The sequence below is a fragment of the Desulfomonile tiedjei DSM 6799 genome (assembly GCF_000266945.1).
Classification (GTDB): Bacteria; Desulfobacterota; Desulfomonilia; order Desulfomonilales; family Desulfomonilaceae; genus Desulfomonile; species Desulfomonile tiedjei.
The window spans coordinates 2,239,616-2,264,630 of sequence record NC_018025.1 but is presented as its reverse complement, the minus strand read 5'-3'; the positions used below and the strand labels follow the sequence as shown (position 1 = coordinate 2,264,630).

Annotated in this window: 21 protein-coding genes; 7 read left to right on the top strand and 14 right to left on the bottom strand. The window is 48.0% G+C overall.

Features of this window, described 5'->3' with window-relative positions; all coding sequences use genetic code 11:
- Positions 1–279: 279 nt before the first annotated feature.
- Positions 280–579: a hypothetical protein gene (locus tag DESTI_RS09430; RefSeq protein ID WP_014809738.1), complete on the top strand. Its 300-nt coding sequence runs from the start codon at positions 280–282 to the stop codon at positions 577–579.
- Between the two features lie 386 nt (positions 580–965).
- Here the strand turns inward: DESTI_RS09430 and DESTI_RS09425 are convergent, their stop codons facing one another.
- Positions 966–1,712, bottom strand: a complete 747-nt coding sequence (locus DESTI_RS09425; RefSeq protein WP_014809737.1) for an ABC transporter permease — start codon at positions 1,710–1,712, stop codon at positions 966–968.
- Entirely contained in the window at positions 1,709–2,542 is an 834-nt protein-coding gene (locus DESTI_RS09420) for an ABC transporter ATP-binding protein (RefSeq protein WP_014809736.1), read from the bottom strand. Before DESTI_RS09420 ends, DESTI_RS09425 begins: the two co-directional genes overlap by 4 nt.
- 845 nt (positions 2,543–3,387) lie before the next feature.
- Between DESTI_RS09420 and DESTI_RS09415 the strand changes: the two genes are divergently transcribed.
- Both DESTI_RS09415 and DESTI_RS09405 read left to right on the top strand, forming a co-directional pair.
- Positions 3,388–4,179: a tetratricopeptide repeat protein gene (locus DESTI_RS09415; RefSeq protein ID WP_157212133.1), complete on the top strand. Its 792-nt coding sequence runs from the start codon at positions 3,388–3,390 to the stop codon at positions 4,177–4,179.
- A gap of 164 nt (positions 4,180–4,343) precedes the next feature.
- Complete coding sequence (locus DESTI_RS09405) at positions 4,344–5,336, top strand: GNAT family N-acetyltransferase (protein ID WP_041286084.1); 993 nt, start codon at positions 4,344–4,346, stop codon at positions 5,334–5,336.
- Positions 5,337–5,609: 273 nt separating this feature from the next.
- Here the strand turns inward: DESTI_RS09405 and DESTI_RS09400 are convergent, their stop codons facing one another.
- The 3 genes from DESTI_RS09400 to DESTI_RS09390 all read right to left on the bottom strand — a co-directional run bounded on the left by DESTI_RS09400 (position 5,610) and on the right by DESTI_RS09390 (position 9,158).
- A complete protein-coding gene (locus DESTI_RS09400; RefSeq protein WP_014809733.1) occupies positions 5,610–7,427 on the bottom strand; it encodes an ATP-binding protein in 1,818 nt (605 codons plus the stop codon).
- 310 nt (positions 7,428–7,737) lie between these two features.
- Entirely contained in the window at positions 7,738–8,319 is a 582-nt protein-coding gene (locus DESTI_RS09395) for a hypothetical protein (protein ID WP_014809732.1), read from the bottom strand.
- 86 nt (positions 8,320–8,405) lie between these two features.
- Positions 8,406–9,158 carry a Bax inhibitor-1/YccA family protein gene (locus DESTI_RS09390; protein WP_014809731.1) on the bottom strand — a complete coding sequence of 251 codons (753 nt, stop codon included), beginning with the start codon at positions 9,156–9,158 and terminating at the stop codon, positions 8,406–8,408.
- 395 nt (positions 9,159–9,553) lie between these two features.
- Between DESTI_RS09390 and DESTI_RS09385 the strand changes: the two genes are divergently transcribed.
- Both DESTI_RS09385 and DESTI_RS09380 read left to right on the top strand, forming a co-directional pair.
- A complete protein-coding gene (locus DESTI_RS09385; RefSeq protein WP_014809730.1) occupies positions 9,554–9,748 on the top strand; it encodes a hypothetical protein in 195 nt (64 codons plus the stop codon).
- Positions 9,749–10,337: 589 nt separating this feature from the next.
- Entirely contained in the window at positions 10,338–11,312 is a 975-nt protein-coding gene (locus DESTI_RS09380; RefSeq protein WP_211213762.1) for an STAS-like domain-containing protein, read from the top strand.
- A 4-nt stretch (positions 11,313–11,316) separates the two neighbouring features.
- On the opposite strand, the gene DESTI_RS28650 is transcribed toward DESTI_RS09380, so the two are convergent.
- A complete protein-coding gene (locus tag DESTI_RS28650) occupies positions 11,317–12,243 on the bottom strand; it encodes a DUF6599 family protein (RefSeq protein WP_014809727.1) in 927 nt (308 codons plus the stop codon).
- 29 nt (positions 12,244–12,272) lie between these two features.
- Positions 12,273–13,415, bottom strand: coding sequence for an aldo/keto reductase (locus DESTI_RS09370; RefSeq protein ID WP_014809726.1), 1,143 nt, complete (start codon positions 13,413–13,415; stop codon positions 12,273–12,275).
- Positions 13,416–13,855: 440 nt separating this feature from the next.
- Here DESTI_RS09370 and DESTI_RS09365 point away from each other — a divergent pair, with 440 nt between their 5' ends.
- Entirely contained in the window at positions 13,856–14,452 is a 597-nt protein-coding gene (locus tag DESTI_RS09365) for a CBS domain-containing protein (RefSeq protein WP_014809725.1), read from the top strand.
- Positions 14,453–14,456: 4 nt separating this feature from the next.
- On the top strand, positions 14,457–14,999 hold the full coding sequence (locus DESTI_RS09360; protein ID WP_041286956.1) for an HPP family protein: 543 nt from the start codon (positions 14,457–14,459) through the stop codon (positions 14,997–14,999).
- Positions 15,000–15,082: 83 nt separating this feature from the next.
- Here DESTI_RS09360 and DESTI_RS09355 read toward each other — a convergent pair whose 3' ends face one another.
- From DESTI_RS09355 to DESTI_RS09330, 7 genes are all read right to left on the bottom strand, one after another.
- Positions 15,083–16,738, bottom strand: coding sequence for a PTS sugar transporter subunit IIA (locus DESTI_RS09355; RefSeq protein ID WP_014809723.1), 1,656 nt, complete (start codon positions 16,736–16,738; stop codon positions 15,083–15,085).
- Entirely contained in the window at positions 16,735–17,319 is a 585-nt protein-coding gene (kdpC, locus tag DESTI_RS09350; RefSeq protein WP_014809722.1) for a K(+)-transporting ATPase subunit C, read from the bottom strand. The genes DESTI_RS09355 and kdpC overlap by 4 nt, the downstream gene beginning before the upstream one ends.
- A gap of 16 nt (positions 17,320–17,335) precedes the next feature.
- Positions 17,336–19,360 carry a potassium-transporting ATPase subunit KdpB gene (kdpB, locus tag DESTI_RS09345; protein ID WP_014809721.1) on the bottom strand — a complete coding sequence of 675 codons (2,025 nt, stop codon included), beginning with the start codon at positions 19,358–19,360 and terminating at the stop codon, positions 17,336–17,338.
- A gap of 12 nt (positions 19,361–19,372) precedes the next feature.
- Positions 19,373–21,160, bottom strand: coding sequence for a potassium-transporting ATPase subunit KdpA (kdpA, locus tag DESTI_RS09340; RefSeq protein ID WP_014809720.1), 1,788 nt, complete (start codon positions 21,158–21,160; stop codon positions 19,373–19,375).
- Between the two features lie 13 nt (positions 21,161–21,173).
- Positions 21,174–21,257: a K(+)-transporting ATPase subunit F gene (gene kdpF, locus DESTI_RS31725; RefSeq protein ID WP_083846690.1), complete on the bottom strand. Its 84-nt coding sequence runs from the start codon at positions 21,255–21,257 to the stop codon at positions 21,174–21,176.
- Between the two features lie 87 nt (positions 21,258–21,344).
- Entirely contained in the window at positions 21,345–23,174 is a 1,830-nt protein-coding gene (locus tag DESTI_RS09335) for a HAMP domain-containing sensor histidine kinase (protein ID WP_014809719.1), read from the bottom strand.
- Between the two features lie 176 nt (positions 23,175–23,350).
- Positions 23,351–24,694: a sigma-54-dependent transcriptional regulator gene (locus DESTI_RS09330; protein ID WP_014809718.1), complete on the bottom strand. Its 1,344-nt coding sequence runs from the start codon at positions 24,692–24,694 to the stop codon at positions 23,351–23,353.
- Between the last annotated feature and the right edge of the window lie 321 nt (positions 24,695–25,015).

Here is a 25,015-nt window from a genome sequence, read left to right as displayed (position 1 = left end):
TCCGCTGTCCACACCGTGCGGAGAAGTTTCCTTTACTGCAACTGACCTCACTGCGAATTCATAAGAATGATTCAGATTTATGCTTGAACAAGGGTTAGGTTCCATGCTGCCGTACTGAAAAATGTGAAGAGCTCATTCACATATATCTGATTCAGTGCATGTCCATCCGACCTATGCCAGCCAGGGTTTACTTTTTCGGTGACCGTTTTCATGCTGGAAGAGAATCGGTCGATTAGACTTTGGCCATGAAGTGGCCAAACGCAGAGCGATAGCAATATAATGACAAACCTTTATTACCATCACATTGATGCAGCAATTCTTGGAAAGCTGTTGGCTCTGTATTTTCCGAATTACCCACCCTGTAAGGAGGATCTCGATGCATTGGTATCAGAGTTAAATGACCAAAATTGCAGACTAACGCATATTGTGGACGCGTGCCAACGCATCCTCCCGCTTTTGTCTATTCCCGGCTCCGCCGTAGAAGTGGAATTCAAGAAACTCGCAGCGGAAGGCCGACTGAACCAAAATGATGCTCTGCGGCTGGTACTGGAGCTTCAGAAGAAGTTTGATTCCGTATAATTTCTAATGCCATTTCGCAGTTATGCATGTAATACCAATGTGCGTTCAAAGAAGGAACATCGGACAATCCGGTCCCGGCATGTCTCCGAAACAAAGTCAGGCGGTGCCGTTCGTAGCGAAGGAGATTTGCCGGGACCGGCAAATAACAGGTTTCTCACAATATTCCCCTTATGAAAGCACATTGGTATAACATAGCGAAGGCTGGGGTGTTCTGAGCGGAGTGATTAGACGGCTTTGCGTCGTCCGGAGCGAAGGATACTCCAGCCTCCCAGATTATGAGAAGAAAAACGAATCTGTATAAGCCCTTCCCTCAATTCCTTTCTCTCGATCTCGAACAGAGAGGCATATAGTCTTGAACCATGAGCGAGCTTCTCAAGAATCCAGCGCTATTCACTGTAATCCCGGATCAATCGGGAACCTATGATGAAAAAGACGATCGCATATAAAAGAAGAACCACCAGCGATAGTAAGCCATATAGATCGATGGAATTCTCGCGAATCAGGATATTGGCGTGAGTCAGAGGGAAAGCCCAGACCACTGCTTGAAAAGGTTGCGGTATCCGCTCCACTGGGAAGAAGGTCCCGCTGAAAAATGCCATAGGCAGAATGAAGAAGTTGTTATACGTGGCCGTATCTTCATGTGACTTCGTAATCATACCGGTAATCACTCCAAGACTGGAGAACAGAAAGCAATTGAGCAGAAGAATCGGTACAAACAGCGGTGTGATCGATAGATTACGAGTGGTAATAAACCCGACGATCAAAATAAGACCTGAGGCGAACAGTCCCTTCACCATTCCGGCCAGCACTTCTCCGATCATGATGGCCGAAGGCTGTATGGGAGCCTGGATGAAGACCTGAAAATTCTTGAAGTACAATCGATTGAGGTTCAGGGCATTTGCCACCCACGTGTAAGAGTTCATCATTGAAGTCAACGAAACAAGCCCGGGAATCAAGTAGTTCAGATAGTCCGTGCCTTTTATCTGCACCATTCGCCCGAGGCCCAGACCGAACGTGAGGAGATAGATAATGGGTATAAGCATAGCGGAAAACAGATAACTGATCCTCAGAAGCTGTCTTCTGAAGAGGAGCATCTCGCGAAGGAAAATGGGATACCAGGCCTTCCCGATCATTCGATGCGCTCCCCTGTCAGTCTGACGAATACGTCTTCGAGATTCGATCTGCGTATTCTGACCTCGCAGTCCTGGCAGAGCACCAGATTGTTAGCCTCCTCACGATCCTTGCACATCTGTTGTATGAGCTTGCCCTCGTCATTCACAAACTCGACGATATACTCACCGAGGGTCGCCTTGAGGTTGTCCGGAGTGTCCAGCGCTATGAGCACACCTTTGTTGAGAATGCCGACGTGATCGCAGAGCGCTTCGGCTTCCTCGATGTAGTGCGTGGTGATCACTACAGTTCGGCCTTCAATGCGAGTCTTGCGAATGATGTCCCACAGTTGACGTCTGATCTGGGGGTCCAGGCCGATGGACGGTTCGTCGAGGAACAGCACTGATGGCTCGGTAAGAAGTGCCCTCGCGATGAGAAGGCGTCGTTGCATACCACCCGAGAATCGCATGAGTAGTTCATTCCGTCGAGCCCAAAGATCGACGAGATCAAGGCACCAGCGGATTCTTGTCTCACGATCCGGCACGTCGTACAGCATGCTGTAGATCAGGAGATTCTCGTACGCAGTGAGTTCCCGATCGAGGTTATTTTCTTGCGGCATTACCCCCATCAACCGCTTTACCGAAACGGGATCTTCTACCACATCAAACCCGGCTATAAACGCCCTGCCCCCATCGGGTTTCGAAAGCGTGGTCAGTATCTTTATCGTGGTTGTTTTGCCGGCACCATTGGGTCCAAGAAGGCCGAATACGCTTCCCTGTTCCACCCTGAAAGAGAGGTTGTCGAGCGCCTTTATTGCGCCATACTGTTTGGTCAATCCCGTAACTTCTATCATGATACGCAGCGCCTCAGCCCGATGACCTTCGTGAATGGTTGTCACGCAGGCTTTCTATGCTCAACAGTTATAGTTTAATTACACACGAGTCTTCAGGCAAAGAAAATCATCTCTTCAGGTTTCGGGCGATATGTATTTGTTATTATTGTTGCACCGTCGTTTCGGTATACTTATTTTTGATGAAATTACTGCTTTTTCTTTGATCGGTGCGCATTTACCGATTTTGCCGAACAGAGTTTTTCAAACAAAGTGTTCATTCAGTTACGCATAGAAGAGGTTTCTTCAGCCCCGAAGGGGCTACCCAACAGCCGTGGGTGCAAACCCACGGAAGCGATACGGCAAATCCTTTGTCTTCAGGACTCTGAAAGAGTCCACCAATGACATTTGGGATCATTGCCTTTTGGTCGACCCTTTCAGGGTCGTTGCACCATGCTTATGGCCCATGGCGCTGTCCACGGGTTAACGAAACTGTCTCAAAAGTCGAAATTTATCCCAGATCGTGGCACGAAATTCTCATCATCTTCCCGGCCTGATTGTAGGGGCGCCCCTCGTGGGTGCCCGGTAGTGATCGGCCTCCGTGCCGGTCATTGCGGGAGGGCAGGCACGAGACCTGCCCCTACTCAGATGGGAAATAGTGGCACGATTTGTTCTACATTCGAGAATTTTGAGACACTTTCTAACACCCGTGGCTACTGTTGAGCCGCCCTTCCAGGGCGCAGAATCCCTAGTGCCCGCTCGAGACTGAAGCTTTACCAAATCAACATTTTTTCGCTTGACGAGTTCGGGAAAACTATGTTTACGCTAAGGGTACTAAATGCAGGTTCCATGAAAATGGAATTTTTGTTTTGGGAGTTAGTGGAGAGGCTCCTCTGTTTTCATCATTGGGGAAGCTACTGTCCATAATTTTGGTTAATCAACAATTTTCAGGATATCATAATAAAATGTGGCATCGGAAACTAATCATCGCGCTGACATTGTGTCTTGTTGTTGCGTCCGCTGTCTTGGCTCAACAGCAGAAATGGGACGAGCTAACCCAGCAGGCGATCAAACTTTATCGGGAGGGGAAATATGCTGAAGCAACCAGGGTCGCTGAACAAGCCCTAAATTTAAGCCAGAAGACCTTTGGACCGGACAGCGTCGAAGTAGCTTCCTCTCTGAAGGGTCTAGCACTTCTGCATATGCGGCAAGGAAAGTATATTGAGGCTGAGTCTCTTTTGAAGCGCTCACTGGCGATATATGAAAAGAAGCTTGGACCTGATGATTCCGAAGTGGCTGAGACTCTGAACTATCTGGCAATGCCGTATCGGTTGCAGGGAAAATATTCAGAGGCCGAGCGTCTCCACAAACGGTCACTGGCGATAAGGGAAAGAAAGCTTGGACCTGATCACCCCGAGGTAGCTACAGTTCTGAGCTATCTGGCAGTGCTGTATGACTCGCAGGGAAAATATTCAGAGGCCGAGCCTCTGTACAGACGATCGCTGGAGATAAGGGAGAAGGTGCTGGGTCCGCAGCACCCGGATGTTGGCCGATCTCTGAATGACCTTGCAATGCTTTATAAAAAGATAGGAAAGGCAGAAGAAGCCTCACAATTGGAGAAACGTGCAAAAAAAATCAAATCCCAGTCAGGGAGTCGTTGAAGTAATCTGAAATCAGTTTCGCAGATGTATTCATGATTATCAACTCGATCTGAAAACGAAACAGAGTTCTCTCTAAATTCGGTTTCGTGATATACATGAACCAAATTCCGGTTTGAAAGTGGGTATACGATATGGATTCTCGACTTAAGAGCTCATCAGATACCATGAACAGAACATTCGAAGTACATCTCCTGCGTTCTGAAGATGCCGAAGGAGTCTGTCGCCTTTTCAGGTCGATTTACGGCGAGGGTTATCCGATAAAAATCTTCTATGATCCTGAACGGCTAATAACAGCTAATAAAGAAGGGGATTACTATACTAGTGTTGCAAAATCTACGGATGGGGAGGTCATTGGAATTCACAATTTTTTCCGTTCGGCTCCAAGTCGGGATGTGTATGAATGGGGAGTCGGTCTAGTTCTGAAGGAATGGCGGGGCATGGGGGTCTCGGGGGCCATCGAGCGGTACATGATAGAAGAAGTAGTGCCGGAATTAAGTATGCACACTGTCTTTGGCGAACCTGTAACGCACCATCTGCAGATGCAGAAGCATTCGGAAAGTTTTGGATTTCCCCCTACGGCCCTGGAAGTGGGACTCATGCCAGGGGAAGCGTATAAGGGTGAGGGTGTAAAGTCAGAACGAGTTAGCACTACCATGGGTTTTCGTGTTTATCGGAACATTCACCAGAAGATTTTTGTTACGGCCGATTATAAAGAAGCTATAGATTTTCTGTACGAGGGTTTTTCATCAGGTCGTACTTTCGCCGAGAGTACTGACCCCCTTCCGTCCGGCACTCATTCCCGGACACGTATGGAACTCTTTGATTTCGCAAAGGTAGCACGCATAACCTTTTACGAGACCGGCTCGGATTTCAGCGACCGCATATCGGGCCTTGAATCGGAAGCAGTAGGGAAAGGTTATATCGTGATCCAGGTATGGCTGAAACTGACGGAACCCTGGATTGGCAATGTCGTCAAGATTCTTCAGAGAAGAAGCTTTTTCCTGGGAGGGATTCTTCCCCAGTGGTTTGATGATGATGGTCTTTTGATGCAGAAGCTGTTGTTTACGCCTGATTTTGACTCAATTAAACTGTATTCGGATCGTTCGATGCGGATACGCGACCTTGTCAAATCCGATTGGCAGCGTTTATGCGGTTAGATTAAGCTTCTCTGGTAAGTATTCAGCGCATTTAATAGGAATTGCCAAGACTAAGGTCCGATTGAGGACAGAGGCATTGGTAAGTGCTGTGCCTCCGTACCGGCACGTTTTCAATATGATCAATGATATCACCAAAATGGACCGGCAGGGGCGGGCTCCCTACCAATATCCTGCAATTCACACGCGGGATAGACGACAGAATTTTTGGCACCGACTATTCAGGGCGTTGGTTTGACCTCTCGTCGATGGATGAAGATGTCGGCTTGCCGCAGATCAGGTCTCGATACTATCCGGGATAGTGAAGTAAAAGGTCGAGCCCACGCCGACTTCAGATTCTACCCAAACCCGCCCACGATGACGTTCGACTATTTTCTTCACGATTGCCAATCCTATTCCTGTTCCCTGAAAAGGTCCCTTCCTGCTCAACTGCTGAAAAATTTCAAAGATCTTCTCAAAGTATTTTTCCTGAATTCCAATCCCATTGTCTTTCACGGAGAAGACCCATTCATGCCCATCCCTTCGTGCAGACACATGCACCGCGGATGATTCGTCAGCACTGAATTTGACGGCATTTCCGAGCAAGTTTTGCAGCAGTTGAACCAACTGAGTCGGGTCGCCCATGACCATCGGCATCTGGTCGTATGTCATTTTCGTGCCTTTCTGCACTATCAAACTTCTTAAATTCTCCACGGACAGATCCAGGATTTCCTGCATATCCACTGCTCTAAACGATTGCCCCTGGGTGTTAACACGGGAATAGGCCAGCAGGTCTTGTACCAGGGACTTCATTTTGCCGACCGATTCCACGGCATACCTTATGAGTTGATCCGCATCCTTATCCAGGCTTCCCTTGCACTTTTTGTCCAAGAGTTGCATACAACCGGCAACGTTCCGTAATGGCTCTCTCAAATCATGGGATGCTATAAAGGCAAACTGTTCAAGATCGGCATTTGACCGCTCCAACTCTCTGGCTTGACGCTTCAAAGTCTCCTCGGCTCTTTTTCGATCGCTGATGTCTCGCACGATCCCCTGGTAGCCAACCACCGCCCCATCTGCATTCAAACGCACATTGGCGGTAAGAACGCAATCTATGGGCGTTGAGTTTTTTTTGCGGAAGCTGACTTCGTAACCCTTCACAGAGCCGGTTCGTTCTATGGCCTCTCGAAGCTTTTCCCTTTCACCAGGATCTGAATAGAATTGCAGGGAGTTCTTCCCTATCACCTCTTCGGCGGTGTACCCGAACATGTCGAGAAGCGACTTGTTTGCCTCGATCAACTCACCCTGTCGCGATGAGATGAAAACCCCATCTCTCGAATCATCGAATAATGTGCGATATTTTTCTTCACTGATTCGCAATTCCGCTTGTGCCTGATCGCGTTCATGTTCGCGTTGACTCAGCCTCCTCATTCCGAGTCCAATGCCCAGCAATCCTGTAACAAATATCGAGCTATGTGACACGATCAGGGTTTTTATGTCCTTTTGTTGTGCCTCCAGAAAATCTTTCATCGGCAAAGCTAGTCCGACTCCGCCCCGAACCTCCCCTTCCCTGCAGTTGTCATGGCATTTCAGACAATCCTTGGTCGCCACCATCGGTTTGATTATCCTGATGTACGGCTTTCCGTCCATTTCGGTATATTCTGACACCTGCTGCGTACCTGTCTCAAACGATTTTAGCGCTTTCTCCTCCCATCGATCCGGGCGGTTTTCGGGACGCAGTGGTTTCAGGCTCGTAATATGGCCCTGAATCCCGTACAATTCAGCGAAATCTTCATGGAATTGACGCAACATATATGCAGGATTTACTAAAGTGAGTTCTCTGCCGGATGGCGTTTGTATATCTCGCTCGGGAACATGCTGCAGGTGGGGATTGGAAGGAGTCCTCTCATCTTTCGGGACATACACCCCGCCGTGAGACGTCGCCCATAACCGAAATGCTTGATCTTTGTCAAAATGTGCTCGTGCCACCTGTTCAGCAAGCTGTCCGGTAGTTTCATGGACTCTCGAAATGCTCCATAACAGCATGCCGAATACTGTAACCGTCCACATAGACATCAAAATGTATGAGAAAAAACGTAACTCTCTGCCACTCATTGCTTTTTGCGCCTTGTTCTCAATTTGGGAAGCGGGTCAATTATACGAGACGCGCCGGAATAATTATGCCCTAGATTTCTGAGACAGTTGTCCTCCAGAAATGGGAAATCTTCATCTGCCAACTGATTTGAATATGCTGCAATAGCTCAGCCATCACAGAATGTCAAGACGGCAGAAGACAGTTCCTATTAACAAATGTGATGAAGAAATGCGCAATCCATTAGAATATTCGCCTGATCCCACAATAAAAAATATTAGATCACCAGAATTCCGGAGACTCGAAAATTGTTATTGATATGATTGGAGATTCTTAACGGACCTGCGGGTTCATCTCGATGACATTCAATCCAAGAGTATCTGTCAAGTAATTGTTAGCCATCATTCCTTTGAGATTGTGAACACATCCCAGAAACAACACGCCAGCTTCGTCTTCAGATAACGTTTGAGCTATCACCTGCCCTATGACTTTGTTGCGGGTCAACAGGTATAACGATTGTCTTCCGATTTCTTCGGCAGATATGGTTTCTCCAGCTTCTTCCTTTCTCACTATTTCTGCCTCATTTTTTTGCCATGCTGTCAACAATTCATGTTCTTCACAGGGTATGAGACTTGTCCCCATATCAGCCAGTTTTAGCAGTATTCTTTTATTGTAGCCTTCAGGCATTTTATAGATTTCTTTTAGGGCATCAGGAACACTTCCCGGCGGAATGACAATCAGTTTATTGTTGAATGTGAAGAGACCGTCGTTATACATCTTCTTGGGTGGAGGCTGAAGGGAATCAATGGAACGATCTATTTCACTCCATATGGATTGTAGTTGCGCTTCGGTGATTTGGGTTGTCCTTCCGACGTGGCTGACGATATTGAAGTAATATAAGGGTAATCGTGCCATTCTTCTTCTTTAGCGAGATGTTCCTAAGCAATCCAAACAGTTTGAGATACCGTGCGGTTCCCGGGCACACTCCGGAATAGCGAGCTCTAATCTCTACTCCGAAGCTTTATGAGAAGCCGAAGAATTTCGATGTAGAGCCAGATTAATGTGACCATGAGCCCAAAGGCTGCATACCATTCCATGTACTTTGGTAGACCATGGCGAGCACCAGTCTCAATAAAGTCGAAATCCAGAACAAGATTGAGTGCTGCAATCACCACCACAAATATGCTGAACCCGATCCCAATCAACCCATTATCGTGAATAAAAGGCATTTGGACACCGAAAACACTCAGGATTATCGAAATGAGATAAACAATTGCGATTCCGCCAGTAGCCGCAACAACGCCAAGCTTGAAGTTCTCCGTAGCTCGGATGAATCCGGAAGAATAAGCCACCAGAAGCGCAAAGCAGGTTCCGAATGTCAATCCTACCGCCTGAATCACGATTCCTGGATACTGGGACTCGGCCAACGAGGACATTCCTCCAATGAAAAGCCCTTCCAGTAATGCATATATCGGTGAAGTCACCGGAGCCCAAGACTGTTTGAAGACGGTCACGAGAGCTACGATGAATCCCCCGATAGCCCCGATAATCATCCACGGCATCACCGACGCAGGATCAGGAGTAGGACCGCTGAAAAACAAGTGCCACGTCCACCCGGCAGAGAGTGCGACCAGCAATAGAAGAACGCCGGCCTTATTTACGGTGCCTTGTAGCGTCATGGCCTTATCGGTGTCCCAAACACGTTCCAGGCCGCCAAAGGCCCCTTCGTTTAATGCAGGATTCGCTGTTCTCATACTTACCCGTCCTCAGAGTTTTCGCAACTCAATGCGGTATATGCATAAACTATCTATAGCAAACTTAAATTAACACACGATTGCGTGTATCTCAAGCCACACATTACCGCTTTCGTAGAGCTTGAATTCGAGAACAGTGCAGAGCAAGAAAACTCCGACCTGACCAAGCATAATGAGAAATAAACGACTCGGAGAACTTCAGGAACTCTTTTTTATGAATCGAACAGATTGTGCGGGCATCTAAATTAGCAAACGATGGAGGTGCAAAATGGCCTATTATGGCGGTCCATATGGTTGGATAGGGACTATTATAATAGTCATTTTAGCCATTTGGATTCTCAGTTTCATCCTTTAGTAGAGCAAATTAGTTGTTATAGCATCCGCGGAGAAAAACAATGAAAACTGTGGAATTGATTCCGGACATCGACGAGAGCGCTCTTTCCGAGCCGGCTCCGACATCTCAATATACGCGGGATGTACGAGTGACAAAACACGATTGTTTCAATGATTGCGTTCTTGATTCCTGGGATATGAAAAGTGAGTTTCTATGCGCTTCAGCATGCGGACTCGATATACAGACCGGCACGTGATCGTGGCACAATGCACTTTTTTCATGCCTGTGATGGCTGCATGGTGCAGTAACCCCTGAGTTCTCATAAGAGTCTCGGGGGTTTTTCGCGAGCCAAATTTCCGCTGAGCAACGAAGAATGAAAAAAAGGGAGGGTCTTCCTGGTGCTGGTCTTTTTTATGGCAGTGACTAAAATTAGTTCATAATTACGAGACTGGAGAATTGCTATGATGACATTGAAATTATTCATACAATTTATCGGACAAGAGGTTAATTGCTGCCTTTGGGGAGCATGCACCAAATCCAAAGACGAATACTATTGTGCAAAGCAGGGCGGCATTGTGGTGGATTCTTGCCAGGTTTGTAAGTAGGCATCGTCCGACCACCGCCTTAACCGCTTCATTCCCAACCTGTTATGCCTCATTCAGGAAACGGCCACATTGATGGCCGTTTCCGCACTTATCATCTCACTACCGAACGGTACATAATGGTTGACATACCGACTAATTGTCAATACCTTACCATAAGGTTGACAATTTCTCCAAGGAGATGAATACATGGTTGGTTTGCGATCGAGAGGCGAGGAAATCCGTCGATTTATCCTCGAGAACGTGAGAGACCACCCCTCGGATATTGCTAATTTTACAGCGGAACAATTCGGTATTTCTCGCCAGGCAATCAACAAACATCTTCAACATCTTGTTTCTGCTGATCTCCTGTCCGCTCAAGGCAGTACCCGTGATCGCCACTATGTGCTAAAACCAGTTGTTGAAAAAGAATTCACTTATTCCCTTGATGGCACATTGAAGGAAGATGTTGTCTGGAGAAATGATATTGCTCCCTTATTTGCAGATCTGCCCAGGAACGTGCAGGAGATTTGGCAGTACGGTATTACCGAGATGCTTAACAATGCTATAGAACATTCCTCAGGAACATTTGCTCGGCTGTATGTATTCAGGTCAGCCATAGACGCACGTATCGGGTTGCTAGACAATGGTGAGGGTATTTTCAAAAAAATCCAGCGTGAGATGAATCTTGATGATGAACGGCACGCTGTTCTGGAACTCGCTAAAGGAAAGCTAACTACCGACCCAAAGCGTCATACGGGAGAAGGAATCTTCTTTTCATCGAGAATGTTTGACTGGTTCAATATTCGCTCGGACCAAACCGAATTTGACCACAGCCTGAACGGGTTGGACTGGATAATGGAAATTCCTCAATTGCCCAAAGGAACTGTAGTAGTGATGAAGCTAAGCAACTCTACTAAAAGAACCGCAAAAGAAGTGTTCGATAATTTTACTTCAGGCGAAGACTACGGATTCACGAAAACCATCGTACCTGTAAAACTGGCCAAATATGGCGAAGAAATGTTGATTTCACGCTCTCAGGCCAAGCGACTGCTTGCACGCATTGAAAAATTCAAGATTGCTGTCTTTGATTTCCAGGAAGTGGAATCAATCGGACAAGCCTTCGCAGACGAAATATTTCGGGTATTTTCTGAGGAATATCCGGACATTACGATCCTGCACATGAATGCGAATGAATATGTTAAGCGCATGATTGAGCGTGCAAGAGGACCTCACTAGTTGATTATTTGATCTCCCTCATCATCTCAGCCAGCCGTTCTTGCCCTTCCCTATCTTGTTGAAAACCGGCTGCGCCCAGGAGATAAGGCCCCTTCTGCACGACGACGGTTTTGCCCTGGTACGGGTCTGTCCCAATCAGCGAGTTGGGTCCGAATTGAGTCAAAGTCCCCGTGTCCAGTTTTCCTTTTTTCAGCAAATCCTCTCTATAGAGCTGCAGTGCATCCAGAGCTTCTTCTGAGTTTTTAAAGACGGCCAAGAAAAGATGACATTCCGGGACGTTCCCCCTGGCTTTTCCACTAGTTTTCGCTTCCTGCTCTGTGTACGATGCCTTGAAGCCTCTGTGCAAAAATTGATGACCGAGCAGCCCATCGGGAAAGTATTCTATGGAACCAGGTTTAAGCCCGTTTGTTGGGAAATATCCAAGCTCCCTGGGCTGGGCTGATGTGTCTGAAATGCGAGATTCTATGTCCTGTGCCAGCCGTTTCAAAATGGCATTTGAATCTGTGGCTTGGAGTACCACAAAGTACTTGCCCTTATAGAAAATGGCATAATTATCGCCCAGGTACGAATCTAGGCCAATTCCTGCGGGTTTTTCTTCTTGCCTGAAACGTGAGAAAACTCCATACGCGTGAAGCGAATCGCCCATATCATAGATATCCACTTCGATTTTATCTTCAGAAGAACTCGTATTCTGATAAACTGCAAAAACGGAATTTTCAAATCCATACTGCACAAAGAGATCGGCTTGACCGTTAATGTGCTCAAACAACGTTTCTCTCGTAAATGTTTCAGGGGCATCTCTCAAAATCCAGCCCTCAGGGGCAGTTTTCGGAATGAGAGATTCTATGGGCATCGTTCCAGCCCGGAGATCCTGAAAAGCAAACAAAATCCCCAGGAAAGAGATAATAATCAGAGCTTCACGCCTTATCATTCTGATTGTTCCTCCAGTGAAATACGCATTCACGAGAACATTCGGTGCACTTCCTTCAATCGAGCGTGAATATCAAGTCCTCTCGAACACGTGATAGCGCAGGATGAACAATCGGAACAGAGCTTTATTTGTTGGAGAGCTCTTTCCGTCCGAAGCACTTCTCGGGCGAGCTTGTCATCTTTGTAACCGTCGCGATACATGACTGCCCTCAGCAAATCGCTGTGAGCAACGCCGTGCGGACACTCACCGATACACCCGCCGCACATTGTACAGATCCTTCCTTGAAGGTGAGACTCATACTGGCGTAGCTCATCCAGGTCCTTTCTTGACAGGGCCGTTCCCATCACTGCAGCCAATTCCTCGATCTGTTGGATGGTGGTGACTCCCGGGACGGCTACTGCAACATGCTGATCCAGCAACACGTACTTGAGGGCAGCCTGGTGAGGGCTAAGTCCACCCATGTCGCTCGCTTTGTAACCTCCCGCCTGGGTCTTCATCGCCACAATCCCTATGCCCGAGTTCCTCGCCAATGCCACAGCCTCTTTCAGATCGTTTGAATGGGTGAAATTGTAGGAAGTGAGAGCAACATCGTGAAAACTGGATTTCGCTGCTTCTCTCAAAAGAGGAGCCATGTCGGCATGTGTAGAAAAACCGGTAAAACGTGCCTTGCCCTCCTTCTTCATGGCCTGAAGAAATCTAATCAGCGCAGGATCATTAACTTCATCCGGTTTCTTGAGAGAATGCGCGAGAAGCACATCCACATAATCGGTCTGTAGCCTCTGGAGGCTCGTTTCTACAGATTTTCTGGTCTCCTTTTCCGTGCCGACACGAAATTTTGTCTGTATGAATACTTTGTCTCGCTTTCCGCGAAACGCCTTGCCCATCATTTCCTCATTCCGGCCTCCCATATAGGAGTGAGCGGTGTCGTAAAAATTAATGCCGAGATCGAACGCCCGGTGCAGCACTGATGGGTCGCTGCAATTCATGACTCCCATACTGACGGCTGTGACCTTTAATCCGGTCCTTCCGAGAATCCGGTATTCGAGAGAGTTCGCCTTCTGCGCATCTGCAAAGGAAAGATTCATGTTGCACAGAGGAGTCACCGCCAGTCCCAAAACCGCAGATGAAGCTCCCTTGATAAATAGCCGCCGCCCTATTTCTTTTGAACCCATAGGTTTCTCCTTCCCGGAATTCAAAGCGTTTTTCAGCTTCTCATTTCTTTCAGTGTAGTCCGTTATCGAGGCTCCTCGACAAGGACTCCTGGAAATCCTTTTCAGAAAATAGATTGAACCTTCTTTCAAATCGAAAAGCTCCTATTCTCCCGGATACCACGTGGTAAAACGCAAGTCAATTACCTTAAATGATGGCAATAGGTTACGTTTTTGTGGAGGTAAGCACCGATTTGGCTTTTTCAAGAGCCGGTTCACAACCAAAGGGCATTCTGAGCGGGATATACAACGCAGGAAAATTCTCCGACAGCTTCAAGAAAAAAAGGAACATTTGACTTAGGTCAAGGCGTGATCCGTACGGATGACATAAACATAGGAGTTAGGATGGAATCGCGGAGACAAACATCGATCCGGATGGCCTGCAACGGCTAAAGAGGCGAAAAATGGCTGACACAACTATTGAAGCATGTATTCCTGTAGACATTTCCGATGACGACATACTCGAGGCTATGAGAGACATCTCCGGATACGTGGATATCACTCCGGGTGACTTCCGGGAGGTATATCTCAAAGCATACGAGCACGCTCTGAGACGGCTCATGCATTCCGTGAAAGTCAAGGATGTCATGACCAGGGACGTAGTGACCGTGGTGAGGTCTACTCCCATACGGGAGGTGGCTGAACTCATGGCAAAGAGAAGAGTGTCCGGGGTGCCGGTTTTAGAGGCGGACGGAACCGTTGCCGGCATAATTTCCGAGAGAGATTTCTTATGGGCAATGGGAGGCGGAGGACCGCAGACTTTCATGGATGTCGTCTCCGACTGCTTGAAGGGAGGCAGATGTCTGGCTGCACCAATGCGATTACAGGTAGCAGAAGATATCATGAGCAGCCCTGCCGTTGTAGTGACCCCGGAGGTTCCAGTCATGGAGGTCGGGGACATGATTATAAGGCACGGAATTAACAGGATTCCTGTTGTGGACGAATCAGGCAAACTCATCGGAATTGCGTCGCGTGCCGATGTCATTCATCGCTCATGGTGATCTCATGTTAAAGAACTATCTGGCCAAAATGAAAGGTACTACCCAGAGCCCTCCAATGGTTTCCGCTCGTGAGATTGTTCTCTCATGGGTCGGCTCATTTCTTGGCATTGCCTCCGTTGCTTTCTTGAATTTCAAGCTCCTGAACGGATTCGATCTTATAATGATCATCGGTTCTTTCGGAGCGTCGGCAGTCCTCATCTACGGTGCAATCAAGAGTCCTTTGGCTCAGCCCAGAAACCTGGTGGGAGGCCATGTGCTTTCAGCATTCGTCGGAGTCATAGCGTTCAAGTTGTTTCACGCCGAGCCCTGGATGGCTGCCTCAATCGCGGTTGCAACTTCCGTTGCTTTAATGCACGCAACAAAGACTCTTCATCCGCCCGGAGGCGCGACAGCACTGATATTTGTGATCGGATCGGACCAAATCCATGCTTTGGGGTTCATGTACGTGCTCGTTCCAACCGGAGCCGGAGCGCTTACCATGCTCCTGGTTGCGCTCATTTTCAATAATATATCCAGTCACCGCCGATACCCTGAATTTTGGCTATAAATGCTTTTATCAGAGCGCTATGGAAACTTGCACATGAAGGAAGGCTCCACACTCAAACCACCACGTCTCAGGCAAGAGAATTATCAAACCCTTAATTCACGGAGTATGGACAGCAATTCTTCAGGATTGTCGGATTCTGCAACGCGATCGTACAAATGTCCATCCTTGGTTGCTCGACTGACGAGAGCGAGTATCTCAACCTGGGAACTGGGAATTTCAGCGGGGGTAAGGATCAGAAACACAAGTCCGATCGGACTGATCGCTTCGTCTTGCAAGATCCCTTGCTTGGTCAGGCCCAGACTGATTATAGGGCTGGAAAGTCCTTTGATTCGGGCATGAGGAATTGCAGCCGCTTCATTCGCGAAAAAGGTAGAGCCCAGTTTCTCACGATCCAATACTGCTTTTATAGTATCTTCAGCGTCACAGGTTTCAAAATCTTTAGCAGCGACTTCCACTAACGTCCTGATAACGTATTCCTTTTCTACCGGCTGATTCCAGATAACTATTCGGCGACTCGATATCAAGTCGGACAAACTCACCTTTTCTTTACGCAATTGCAAGGAGGATTCATTCCGGCCATTTCCTTCAGAAGCGAACGTTGGTTCGGCACCTCGGGTATCGAGAACAACGAAGGTTATTCCTCTGGCTTTTCGGATCAGCTCCTCCACGAGAGTTTTCTTACCGAACAGTTTTTTCCAGAATGGAATCTCGCCGGGATGTCCGATGACTATATGCCCAACCCTATATTCTCGAGCAAATCGAAGTATGGTATCAGGGATGTCTTCTCCTTTGTACGTGAACACCATGGCACCCAATTGCTTCGCCAGAGTCAATGCACCGGACAGAATTCTCTGTGTGTACGCATCGATGACTGTGGGTTCTTCCGAAGGAGTTTGCACGTACACAGCATACCAATTCCGATTCAACCTACCTGCCAAACGCGAAGCATACCTGAGCAACATCTCACTATTGGGCCCGCGTGAACTGAGGCAAACCATGACCTGATCCGGTGTGGGCTCGGCATCGTCTTGCGATCCTTCACGCATGCGCAAGTCGATTTGAGATGCAAGTTCTCGCAGCGTCAATTCACGCAAGTTTTCAAGATTTGAGGTTTGGAAGAAGTTGGAAAGAGCCGTTTCAATCCGTTCCGCGGGGTAAATTTTGCCTTCTCGCAAGCGTTCCTTGAGGTCGTTCGTGGTCAAATCCACATTCACTATTTCGTCTGCCTCCGCAACAACTGAATCCGGCAGGCGTTCCCGAACCTTCACATGAACAGTCTTTTCGACAGTATCGTACAAACTCTCCAGGTGCTGTACATTCAACGTGGTTATGACGTGTATTCCCGCCGCGAGTATCTGTTGAACATCCTGATAACGCTTGGCATTTTTGGTGCCCGGAACATTTGTATGAGCAAGCTCGTCAATGAGTGCCACTTCCGGCCTTCTGGCGATTATTGCATCGACATCCATTTCCTCCAGCACGTGTCCGCGATATTCTTGCCGAATCCGAGGAAGAACCTCAATCCCTTGAGATAGATCTACAATGTCCTGGCGACCGTGAGTTTCGAGCAAACCGATAGCAACATCTACACCTTCTTTCATCAGTCGATACCCTTCTTGCAGCATCTGATACGTCTTCCCCACTCCTGCGCAATATCCCAGGTAAATCTTGAGCTTCCCTCGCCTGGAGCGTCGTATCATTCTGAGGAATGAATTTGCTCTGTCTTCAGCAGTCGTCATTTCATCTCATCCAGTGACAGGTTGAGCTTCGTCACGTTGATTCGAGGTTCTCCGAGAATTCTCAGATCTCTACCTTCGAGAGAGGCACGCAATTTCTCGAGCATCACGGATTCGTCGATGCCCCTGGCACGAGCTACACGTGAAGCCTGCAGGCGGGCATTTTCCAGAGTAATATGAGGATCCAACCCGCTTGCAGACGCAGTGACCGCATCCGCGGGAATGGGAACATCAGCCGACAGGCCATTTTCGGCCCGATATGCCTCGATTCGTTCTTTCACTGTTTGCACGAGTTTCTTGGAAGTCGGCCCCAGATTGCTGCCGCCCGAACTGGAAGCGTCATAGCCGTTTTCGCCGGTCGATGAGGGCCGAGGGTGAAAATACTTGGCGTCTACGAAATTCTGGCCGAGTAGCTCCGAACCTACTATCTTGCCATTCCGAACAATCAAGGAACCATTTGCCTGATGTGGAAAGAATACTTGAGCGATTCCCCAGACTACTAAAGGGTAGATGCCGCAAAGGATTATACCGAGGGCTATAGTTGCAATTATCGATACTCGAAGTTCGCGGATAAACGTTTTCATGGACTAATCCTTTTCGTTATACGAGGTGCAATGCCGTAATACATACATCGATAATTTTGATCCCGAAAAAAGGTGCCGCAAGACCGCCTAATCCGTAGACGAACAGATTGCGACGGAGAAGTGCGGCAGCGCTGAGCGGTCTGAAATGGACGCCTTTCAGAGCCAGAGGTATCAAGGCCACAATGATGAGAGCATTGAAGATCACAGCGCTCAAGATAGCGCTCTGGGGCGAATGGAGGCCCATGATGTTCAAAGGACCGATTACCGGGAATGTCGTCATGAGCATTGCCGGAATTATGGCAAAATACTTCGCCACATCATTGGAGATGCTGAACGTGGTGAGAGCGCCTCGAGTCATAAGCAACTGCTTGCCTATTTCCACAATTTCAATAAGTTTCGTCGGATTGGAATCAAGATCCACCATGTTTCCGGCTTCTTTGGCTACCTGAGTTCCGGAATTCATGGCCACTCCGACATCGGCCTGAGCCAGAGCCGGCGCATCATTGGTGCCGTCACCGGTCATCGCAACGAGCAAACCGGCCGCCTGTTCCTTGCGGATAAGTTGCAGCTTGTCTTCAGGGCGTGCTTCTGCCAAAAAGAAATCGATCCCGGCTTCTTTTGCTATAGCTGAGGCAGTCCTGCTATTATCTCCGGTAATCATAACGACCTTTATTCCCATGCTTCTGAGACGCTCGAAACGATCTTTCAAGCCTCCTTTGACAATATCCTTGAGATGGACTACTCCAAGTACTCGGGCTCCGTCCGCAACTGCTATGGGAGTCCCCCCCTCCAATGCAATGGCTTCGATGGTGTGCTGGACCTCTGACGAGAAATCGGCTCCAACAAAAGACTCAATAGCATCGGGAGCCCCTTTCCGTATTTGCCTGCCATCGATGTCTACGCCACTCATCCGGGTCTGAGCTGTAAACGGAAGGAACTTCGCGTTTGCAGTCTCGGTCAGGGAGCGTCCCCGCAGACCGTACTGTTTCGCAAGGACCATGATACTGCGGCCTTCCGGAGTTTCATCCGCCAGAGAAGCCCACTGAGCTGCATCGGCAAGTTGTTCCTTGGTAACTCCATCTGCAGGAACGAACTCGGTTGCTTGACGATCGCCAAGGGTGATGGTGCCGGTCTTGTCCAACAGCAAAACGTCGACATCTCCCGCTGCCTCCACCGCTCGTCCGCTCATTGCGAGCACATTTCGGCGGACGAGTCTGTCGATTCCAGCTATTCCAATTGCGTTCAGAAGCCCCCCGATGGTGGTAGGAATAAGGCACACAAGCAATGCGACAAGCACGGTAATCGAGAAGTTCACGTTCGCATACATTCCAAAGGGCTTCAGGCTTAGAATGACCACAAGAAAGATGATCGTGAGGGCTGCCAAGAGAATAGTGAGTGCTATTTCATTCGGAGTTTTCTGCCGCTGAGCTCCCTCAATCAGACCGATCATGTGATCCAGGAAACTCTCTCCAGGATTCGCTGTGATTCGGACAACAATTCTGTCCGACAACACCCTTGTTCCCCCGGTGACGCTGCTGCGGTCTCCTCCGGCTTCTCTGATAACAGGTGCAGATTCACCCGTGATGGCAGATTCATCTACCGTGGCAATTCCTTCAATTACTTCACCGTCCCCCGGGATAAGCTCTCCGGCAGAGACAACCACCTCATCACCCTGCCTGAGCTGTTCCGCAGAAATGTCTTGCTCGAAAAGGCCATCCTGCAACAGTCGATGCGCTATGGTCGTAGTTCGTGTTTTTCGTAATTCATTAGCCTGAGCCTTGCCGCGTCCTTCAGCAACAGCTTCAGAAAAGTTGGCAAATAATACGGTAAACCAAAGCCACACGGCAATTTGAAGACCAAAACCGAACGATTCTCCTTGCCTATACAGGAGCAATCCGATTGTAGTAATTGCCGCTCCGACTTCGGTTACAAACATGACCGGATTTTTCAGCATGTTAGCAGGATTGAGCTTCTTGAAAGACTCAATCGCCGCTTGAACCAGGATTTCACGATCGAAAATTGAATGAGCTTTTGCAGCCATATCAGTGTTCCTCTAGAATAAGACGCTTGAATTCGTCATGAGAAAATGCTCGACTATGGGCCCGAGAGATAAGGCCGGGAAGAACGTCAACGCTCCAACGATCAGCACTGTCCCAACAAGGAGCATAACGAAAATCGGACCGGTAACCGGAAAACTTCCGGAACTTTGGGGAACGATCTTTTTTTGAGCCAGATGTCCGGCCAATGCAAGAACTGGTACGATCATGAAGAATCGACCGACGAGCATTGCTAATCCCAGTGTTATGTTGTAAGGGACCGTGTTTCCATTCAGCCCTGCGAAAGCACTGCCGTTGTTCCCCGTACCCGAAGAAAAGGCATAGAGCATTTCACTGAATCCATGAGGTCCGGCATTGTTCAAGCCGGCAAGTCCCCAGTTACTCACAGATGCCAAGGCGGTGAATCCGAGAATGCCGAATACGGCTGCCATCACAAAGAGGACCGCTGCCTTGATGTCATACGATTCTATCTTCTTTCCAAGATATTCCGGTGTCCTGCCAATCATCAGGCCGGCAAGAAACACTGCGAGGACAACAAAGACCAGCATTCCATACAGGCCTGCTCCTACTCCGCCGAACACCACTTCTCCAAGCTCTATGTTGAGCAGTGGAATCAGGCCGCCTAACGGGGTAAACGAATCGTGCATGGAGTTGACAGCTCCGCACGAAGCAGCGGTAGTAATAGTGGCAAATAAAGCCGAGTTGAAGATACCGAACCGAACCTCTTTGCCTTCCATGTTTCCGGAAGAGATATCTACGCCGAGAGCGTGGAGTCTGGGATTGCCGGCGGATTCAGCCCACCAACAGACCGAGACACCAGCCAGGAAAATGATCGCCATGGCAGCCCAGACTGCCCAACCATGCCGTTGATTCTTCACTATGCGCCCCAGGTAATAGGTCAAACCGCTTGGAATAAGAAAGATTGAGAGCATCTGTAGGAAATTTGACAACGGCGTCGGATTCTCAAATGGATGCGAAGCATTGGCATTCGTGAATCCGCCTCCGTTTGTACCGAGCATCTTGATGGCGACTTGAGAAGCCATTGGACCCTGTGTAATTCTCTGGGTCTCGATTTTTCGTTGCTCAGGTACCGAATTGTCCGGGGATTCTCCTCCTTCAGAGGACTTTGCAGTCACTGTGTAAGGCTCGATCAATTGAGCTGTATCGTACGACTTGAAATTCTGTATCATTCCCTGGGAAACGAGAAAGACCGCATAGACCAGACAAACCGGCAGCAACAGATAAAGATTGATCCTGACCAGATCTACCCAAAAGTTGCCAATGGTCTTTGCAGAATGTCTGGCAATGCCTCTGACGAGAGCAGCAGCGACTGCTATGCCGACAGCAGCGGAAACAAAGTTGTGAAACACTAAACCAACCATTTGGGAAAAATAGGACATGGTTGATTCACCACCGTAATTTTGCCAATTGGTGTTCGTTGTAAAACTCACTGCCGTGTTAAACGACAATTGGTCACTTACCGCCTGCAAGCCTTCCGGATTCAGCGGTAGTATGTGCTGTGATCTCAAGATGCAGTATGTGAAGAGAACTCCGACCAGGCTGAAAGCCAGGAGTGACAAAGTATACTGCTTCCAATCCTGCTCGGTGTTCGAATCGATCCCGAGGATCCGATAGAGCAATCGTTCCAAAGGTCCTATGACTGGATGAAGAAAGGTTCTCCCGTTAATATCCAGAACTTGTACAAGGTACAATCCCATGGGTTTTGTCAGTGCAAGCAAAATTACAATATATAAAGCAAGTTGGATGTATCCCAAATGTTCCATCGTAATTACCTTCCTAAAATTTCTCAGGCCTCAGAATAACTGCAAATAGATAAATGAGCAGAACGATGCCGACTAAGCCGACGATGGTATCGATCATGACTTAAATCCTTTCCCACGCCAGACAGTACAAAACGCTTAATCCGAAAAAAATCAGGAGAATCAAAATGTAAACGACATCCATGTGTCACTCCTTTGGTAAAGAGTCCGATCGTCTCAGAGAAAAGGTGAAGGTACTTCCCTCGCCCTCACTACTATTCACACTGATAGTTCCGCCATGGGCTTCAACGATCTCTTTTGCAATAGACAATCCTAATCCGATGCCGGTTTTCGTGGCATCAATGGGAGCTCTGAAAAACTGTTCAAAAATGTTTTCGTGATATTGCGCTGGTATGCCCCTTCCGGTATCAGCCACGGAAAATCGGACGAACTCTTCGTCCGTAATTGCAGAGACCGTAATCCTGCCGCCAGGATGCGTATATTTCAGAGCATTGGCCAGTAAATTCGAAAATACGTGAGGCACTCGGGCAGGGTCCGCCAGGACTTCGGGCAAGCCTTCAGGTAACTCTATGTTCAGGTGAATGCCCTGATCTTGGCTGGCAGAGCGAAACGGCTCCACAGAATCCAATACCAGCATGTAGGGGGATAGCGATTGCAGATTGAGATAGACCTTTCCGGATTCAATGCGTCCTATATCCAGCAAGTTTTCTAAAATCCTGTGAAGCCGTTCAGCTTCTTGTTCTGCACTCATGAGAACGTCCGCCTGTTTTTCATTGGGCGAGCCGATGTCTCCTTCCAGCAACAGATGAATCGCCATACGAATCGAAGTCAGTGGAGTTTTGAGTTGGTGAGAAACCGTAGACAGCACTCCTCGTTTCAACTCATCTTGCTGTCGCTGTTGCGTGATATCGTTAATTACAATGAGTAATGCTGAGACTTCTTTGTCTCCTCCACGGATGACAACCGCTTTGGGGGCAAAGTATCGTTCCTCGTCATTGACAAAACTCTGAACTACGTGCTGTTTTTCAGCATTGGAGGTGTCCTGACCGATAATGGCATTATGAAATAGTGTGTTGAGCCAATCCAATTGCAAATCTTGAATCTTGGCAGTCGGTCTTAATCCGAATACTTGTCCGGCAAGCTGGGTAGCCATTTCCACTCGACCCTGAAGGTTCACAATCGCCACAGCTTCCGGGAGAACCCTGAATGCTTCTTGAACCATCTGCTGAATCTGAGCGAGCTTCGCCTCACGTGTGCGCCGGACACGCCGAAGGCTTTCTGCCATTGCATTGAACGATTCAGACAACTGACCGATTTCGTCTTGAGACTCAGTCTTGACTACGAGATCCAAATTTCCGGCGCTAATTTCGTTCGTCGATTGGATGAGCCGAGTTATCGGCCTGAAAATCCATCTTCTCACAAGAATTATATAAATCATTGCCAGAATGCATCCCACGGCAAGGAGGCCATACATTTGCCAACGAGCGGATGCGGCCAGACCGCGTGCCTGATCGTTTGCATCGATCATGTTCTGTTGATTCATCTCAAGAATGTCGCCGGCGTTTTTCTTGATTTCTCCGAATAACGGTAATAGCCGTTCAAAATACATCTGACGCTTCAAGGCAAGCGGCATGGGCTCCTGCAGTATTTGCCCCACTGTGGATTTATACTCAGAGTAAAGATTTTGTATCTTCCGGGCTTTTTCGCCCTCCCCGGGAAGTGTCACATTATTAACTTCGATTTGAAGAGCTTTTTCGAAAATCGACCGATTTTCAGCAATGAGCTTTGTTCCTTGTTCATCGTACCGGAGTAACAGGAACAACAGTCCACTGTCCATTCTCTCTAGTGCTTCCTTCATTTCCAGGCATGCAACAACACTGCGATAATTTTCACGAAGTATTACATCGATGGAATCCCCCAATCGAGAGAACAGAGAAATGCTTTCTCCGCCTATAATGAGAATAATTGCCAGTAATCCGGCAAATCCCAAAGAGAGCTTTTGACGTATGCCGAGCATGTTTGTCTCCTCTTGCCAACAATTGGCAATTCTCATGCCATACATGAATTATATATGTGCCGTTATATCAACTACTTATCATGGCGTTCAGTGCCACGGGATTGTACTTCGCAAGATTGGACATAAACTCGCATTGCATTCTGCAAGGTTCAGGTCAACAGAACCAAAAGACACAATTAAATATTGTACTGTTTACGACGTCGCCATAATGTGGCCTGATCTATTCCAAGAACATCTGCTGCATCTTGTAAAGATGGCGAAACGGCAAGTACTCTCCGAATATGTTCTTCCTCAATTGTTGCCAGAGTCACGGGATCTCCAAGCCGTACTTCAGTTTTTTGGTTCAAAATTGTGAGAGAAAGATTCTCTATACCAATGCGAGGAGTCTTGGAAAGAATCGCGGCACGTTCTACAGTGTTACTCAATTCTCGTACATTTCCGGGCCAATCGTATCGTTCCAAAGCAGCGAGCGCCTCATCTGTAAAGCCGAGAAATGTACGGTGGTTTTTTCGTCCGAAAAACAGGAGCAGTCGTTCCGCCAATCCGGCGATATCTTCTGAGCGCTGTCTCAGAGGAGGAATATCGATTTGAATCACATTCAATCTGTAGAAAAGATCCTCTCTGAATCGTCCTTCTTGTACCGCCTGTTTCAAGTTTATGTTCGTAGCCGCTAATATGCGGACATCAGCTTGTCTCCGAACGTGGTCGCCCACACGTTCATATTCACGGTCCTGTAAAAATCTCAGGAGCTTGGGCTGCAGAGACAGGGGCAAATCCCCGATTTCATCGAGCAACAGAGTTCCACCTTCGCAGGCAGCAATTCGCCCTGGATAGTCTCGAACAGCTCCCGTGAACGCTCCCTTCACATGTCCGAACATCTCGCTTTCCAGCAATTCCGGTGAAATTGCAGGACAAGATACCGTGGCCATGGATTTTCCGGATCGTTTGCTCCAGGTGTGGATGGCTCGTGCAAGAGCACTCTTTCCTGTACCGCTTTCTCCTATCAGGAGAATGCTGGAATCGGATGCCGCCACCTCTTGCGCCAGATTAATGGTCCGTTGCATGGACGGGCTATTGCTCGAGAACTCCACATCAGGAAGCGATCTGCCTATTTCTTCCTGCAATTCCGTAAGCCGCTGTTCCAACGATCGCACTCTACCCAATTTCTCTACTGCGTGATGAATTTGAGCAGGAGTAAACGGTTTGGGAATGTAGTCGATTGCTCCTCGACGCATAGCTTCCACTGCCGAGCTCACAGAAGAATAGGCCGTAATAACAATAATCTTTAGCCACGGGGTGGACGCCAGGAGTACTGGTATAAGGTCCAATCCATCAGCGGTTCCCAGCCTCAAATCCAGGAATGCAATATCAAAGGAACGCCGAAGATTCTCATTTACCGCATCCTGAAAATTACTCACTGCCACAACTTTGTGACCCTTGGCTTCCAGGCCTATGGACAAGACTTTACGGATGTTGATCTCGTCATCGACGACAATAATGTTCAAGGAGTTGCCGGACATTTTCAATGACCCTGTGCCTGGTCTTCGTAAACGGTAGTATGAGATTCCAGACTCAAAATTTCAACACGAGTGAGATTTCACTTGGACACCATGCCGCTCGCAACATCATTATCTGCTGACGTCAAATCTCTCATTTTTCCCGATCGCTACGACCCTCTAAAGTTTGAACATTTTAGCAAGAAAAGTGATCTCTTTCAGTCCGGAGCGAAGAAGGATAAAAGTTTTTTTTAGTCAACCTAAAAAAAGCAGTCCAAGAGCTTGACAGATCTTCTAGAAACCTCCAAAAGAGTTGTCTAAAGAATGACGGCTTGGAATTTGCCT

What these genes read in the sequence shown, in the direction of transcription:
- DESTI_RS09430 (WP_014809738.1), top strand. Translation starts at nt 280, where the DNA reads ATGACAAACCTTTATTACCATCACATTGATGCAGCAATTCTTGGAAAG.
- DESTI_RS09425 (WP_014809737.1), bottom strand. Translation starts at nt 1,712, where the DNA reads ATGATCGGGAAGGCCTGGTATCCCATTTTCCTTCGCGAGATGCTCCTC.
- DESTI_RS09420 (WP_014809736.1), bottom strand. Translation starts at nt 2,542, where the DNA reads ATGATAGAAGTTACGGGATTGACCAAACAGTATGGCGCAATAAAGGCG.
- DESTI_RS09405 (WP_041286084.1), top strand. Translation starts at nt 4,344, where the DNA reads ATGAACAGAACATTCGAAGTACATCTCCTGCGTTCTGAAGATGCCGAA.
- DESTI_RS09400 (WP_014809733.1), bottom strand. Translation starts at nt 7,427, where the DNA reads ATGAGTGGCAGAGAGTTACGTTTTTTCTCATACATTTTGATGTCTATG.
- DESTI_RS09395 (WP_014809732.1), bottom strand. Translation starts at nt 8,319, where the DNA reads ATGGCACGATTACCCTTATATTACTTCAATATCGTCAGCCACGTCGGA.
- DESTI_RS09390 (WP_014809731.1), bottom strand. Translation starts at nt 9,158, where the DNA reads ATGAGAACAGCGAATCCTGCATTAAACGAAGGGGCCTTTGGCGGCCTG.
- DESTI_RS09385 (WP_014809730.1), top strand. Translation starts at nt 9,554, where the DNA reads ATGAAAACTGTGGAATTGATTCCGGACATCGACGAGAGCGCTCTTTCC.
- DESTI_RS28650 (WP_014809727.1), bottom strand. Translation starts at nt 12,243, where the DNA reads ATGATAAGGCGTGAAGCTCTGATTATTATCTCTTTCCTGGGGATTTTG.
- DESTI_RS09370 (WP_014809726.1), bottom strand. Translation starts at nt 13,415, where the DNA reads ATGGGTTCAAAAGAAATAGGGCGGCGGCTATTTATCAAGGGAGCTTCA.
- DESTI_RS09365 (WP_014809725.1), top strand. Translation starts at nt 13,856, where the DNA reads ATGGCTGACACAACTATTGAAGCATGTATTCCTGTAGACATTTCCGAT.
- DESTI_RS09360 (WP_041286956.1), top strand. Translation starts at nt 14,457, where the DNA reads ATGTTAAAGAACTATCTGGCCAAAATGAAAGGTACTACCCAGAGCCCT.
- DESTI_RS09355 (WP_014809723.1), bottom strand. Translation starts at nt 16,738, where the DNA reads ATGACGACTGCTGAAGACAGAGCAAATTCATTCCTCAGAATGATACGA.
- kdpC (WP_014809722.1), bottom strand. Translation starts at nt 17,319, where the DNA reads ATGAAAACGTTTATCCGCGAACTTCGAGTATCGATAATTGCAACTATA.
- kdpB (WP_014809721.1), bottom strand. Translation starts at nt 19,360, where the DNA reads ATGGCTGCAAAAGCTCATTCAATTTTCGATCGTGAAATCCTGGTTCAA.
- kdpA (WP_014809720.1), bottom strand. Translation starts at nt 21,160, where the DNA reads ATGGAACATTTGGGATACATCCAACTTGCTTTATATATTGTAATTTTG.
- kdpF (WP_083846690.1), bottom strand. Translation starts at nt 21,257, where the DNA reads ATGATCGATACCATCGTCGGCTTAGTCGGCATCGTTCTGCTCATTTAT.
- DESTI_RS09335 (WP_014809719.1), bottom strand. Translation starts at nt 23,174, where the DNA reads ATGCTCGGCATACGTCAAAAGCTCTCTTTGGGATTTGCCGGATTACTG.
- DESTI_RS09330 (WP_014809718.1), bottom strand. Translation starts at nt 24,694, where the DNA reads ATGTCCGGCAACTCCTTGAACATTATTGTCGTCGATGACGAGATCAAC.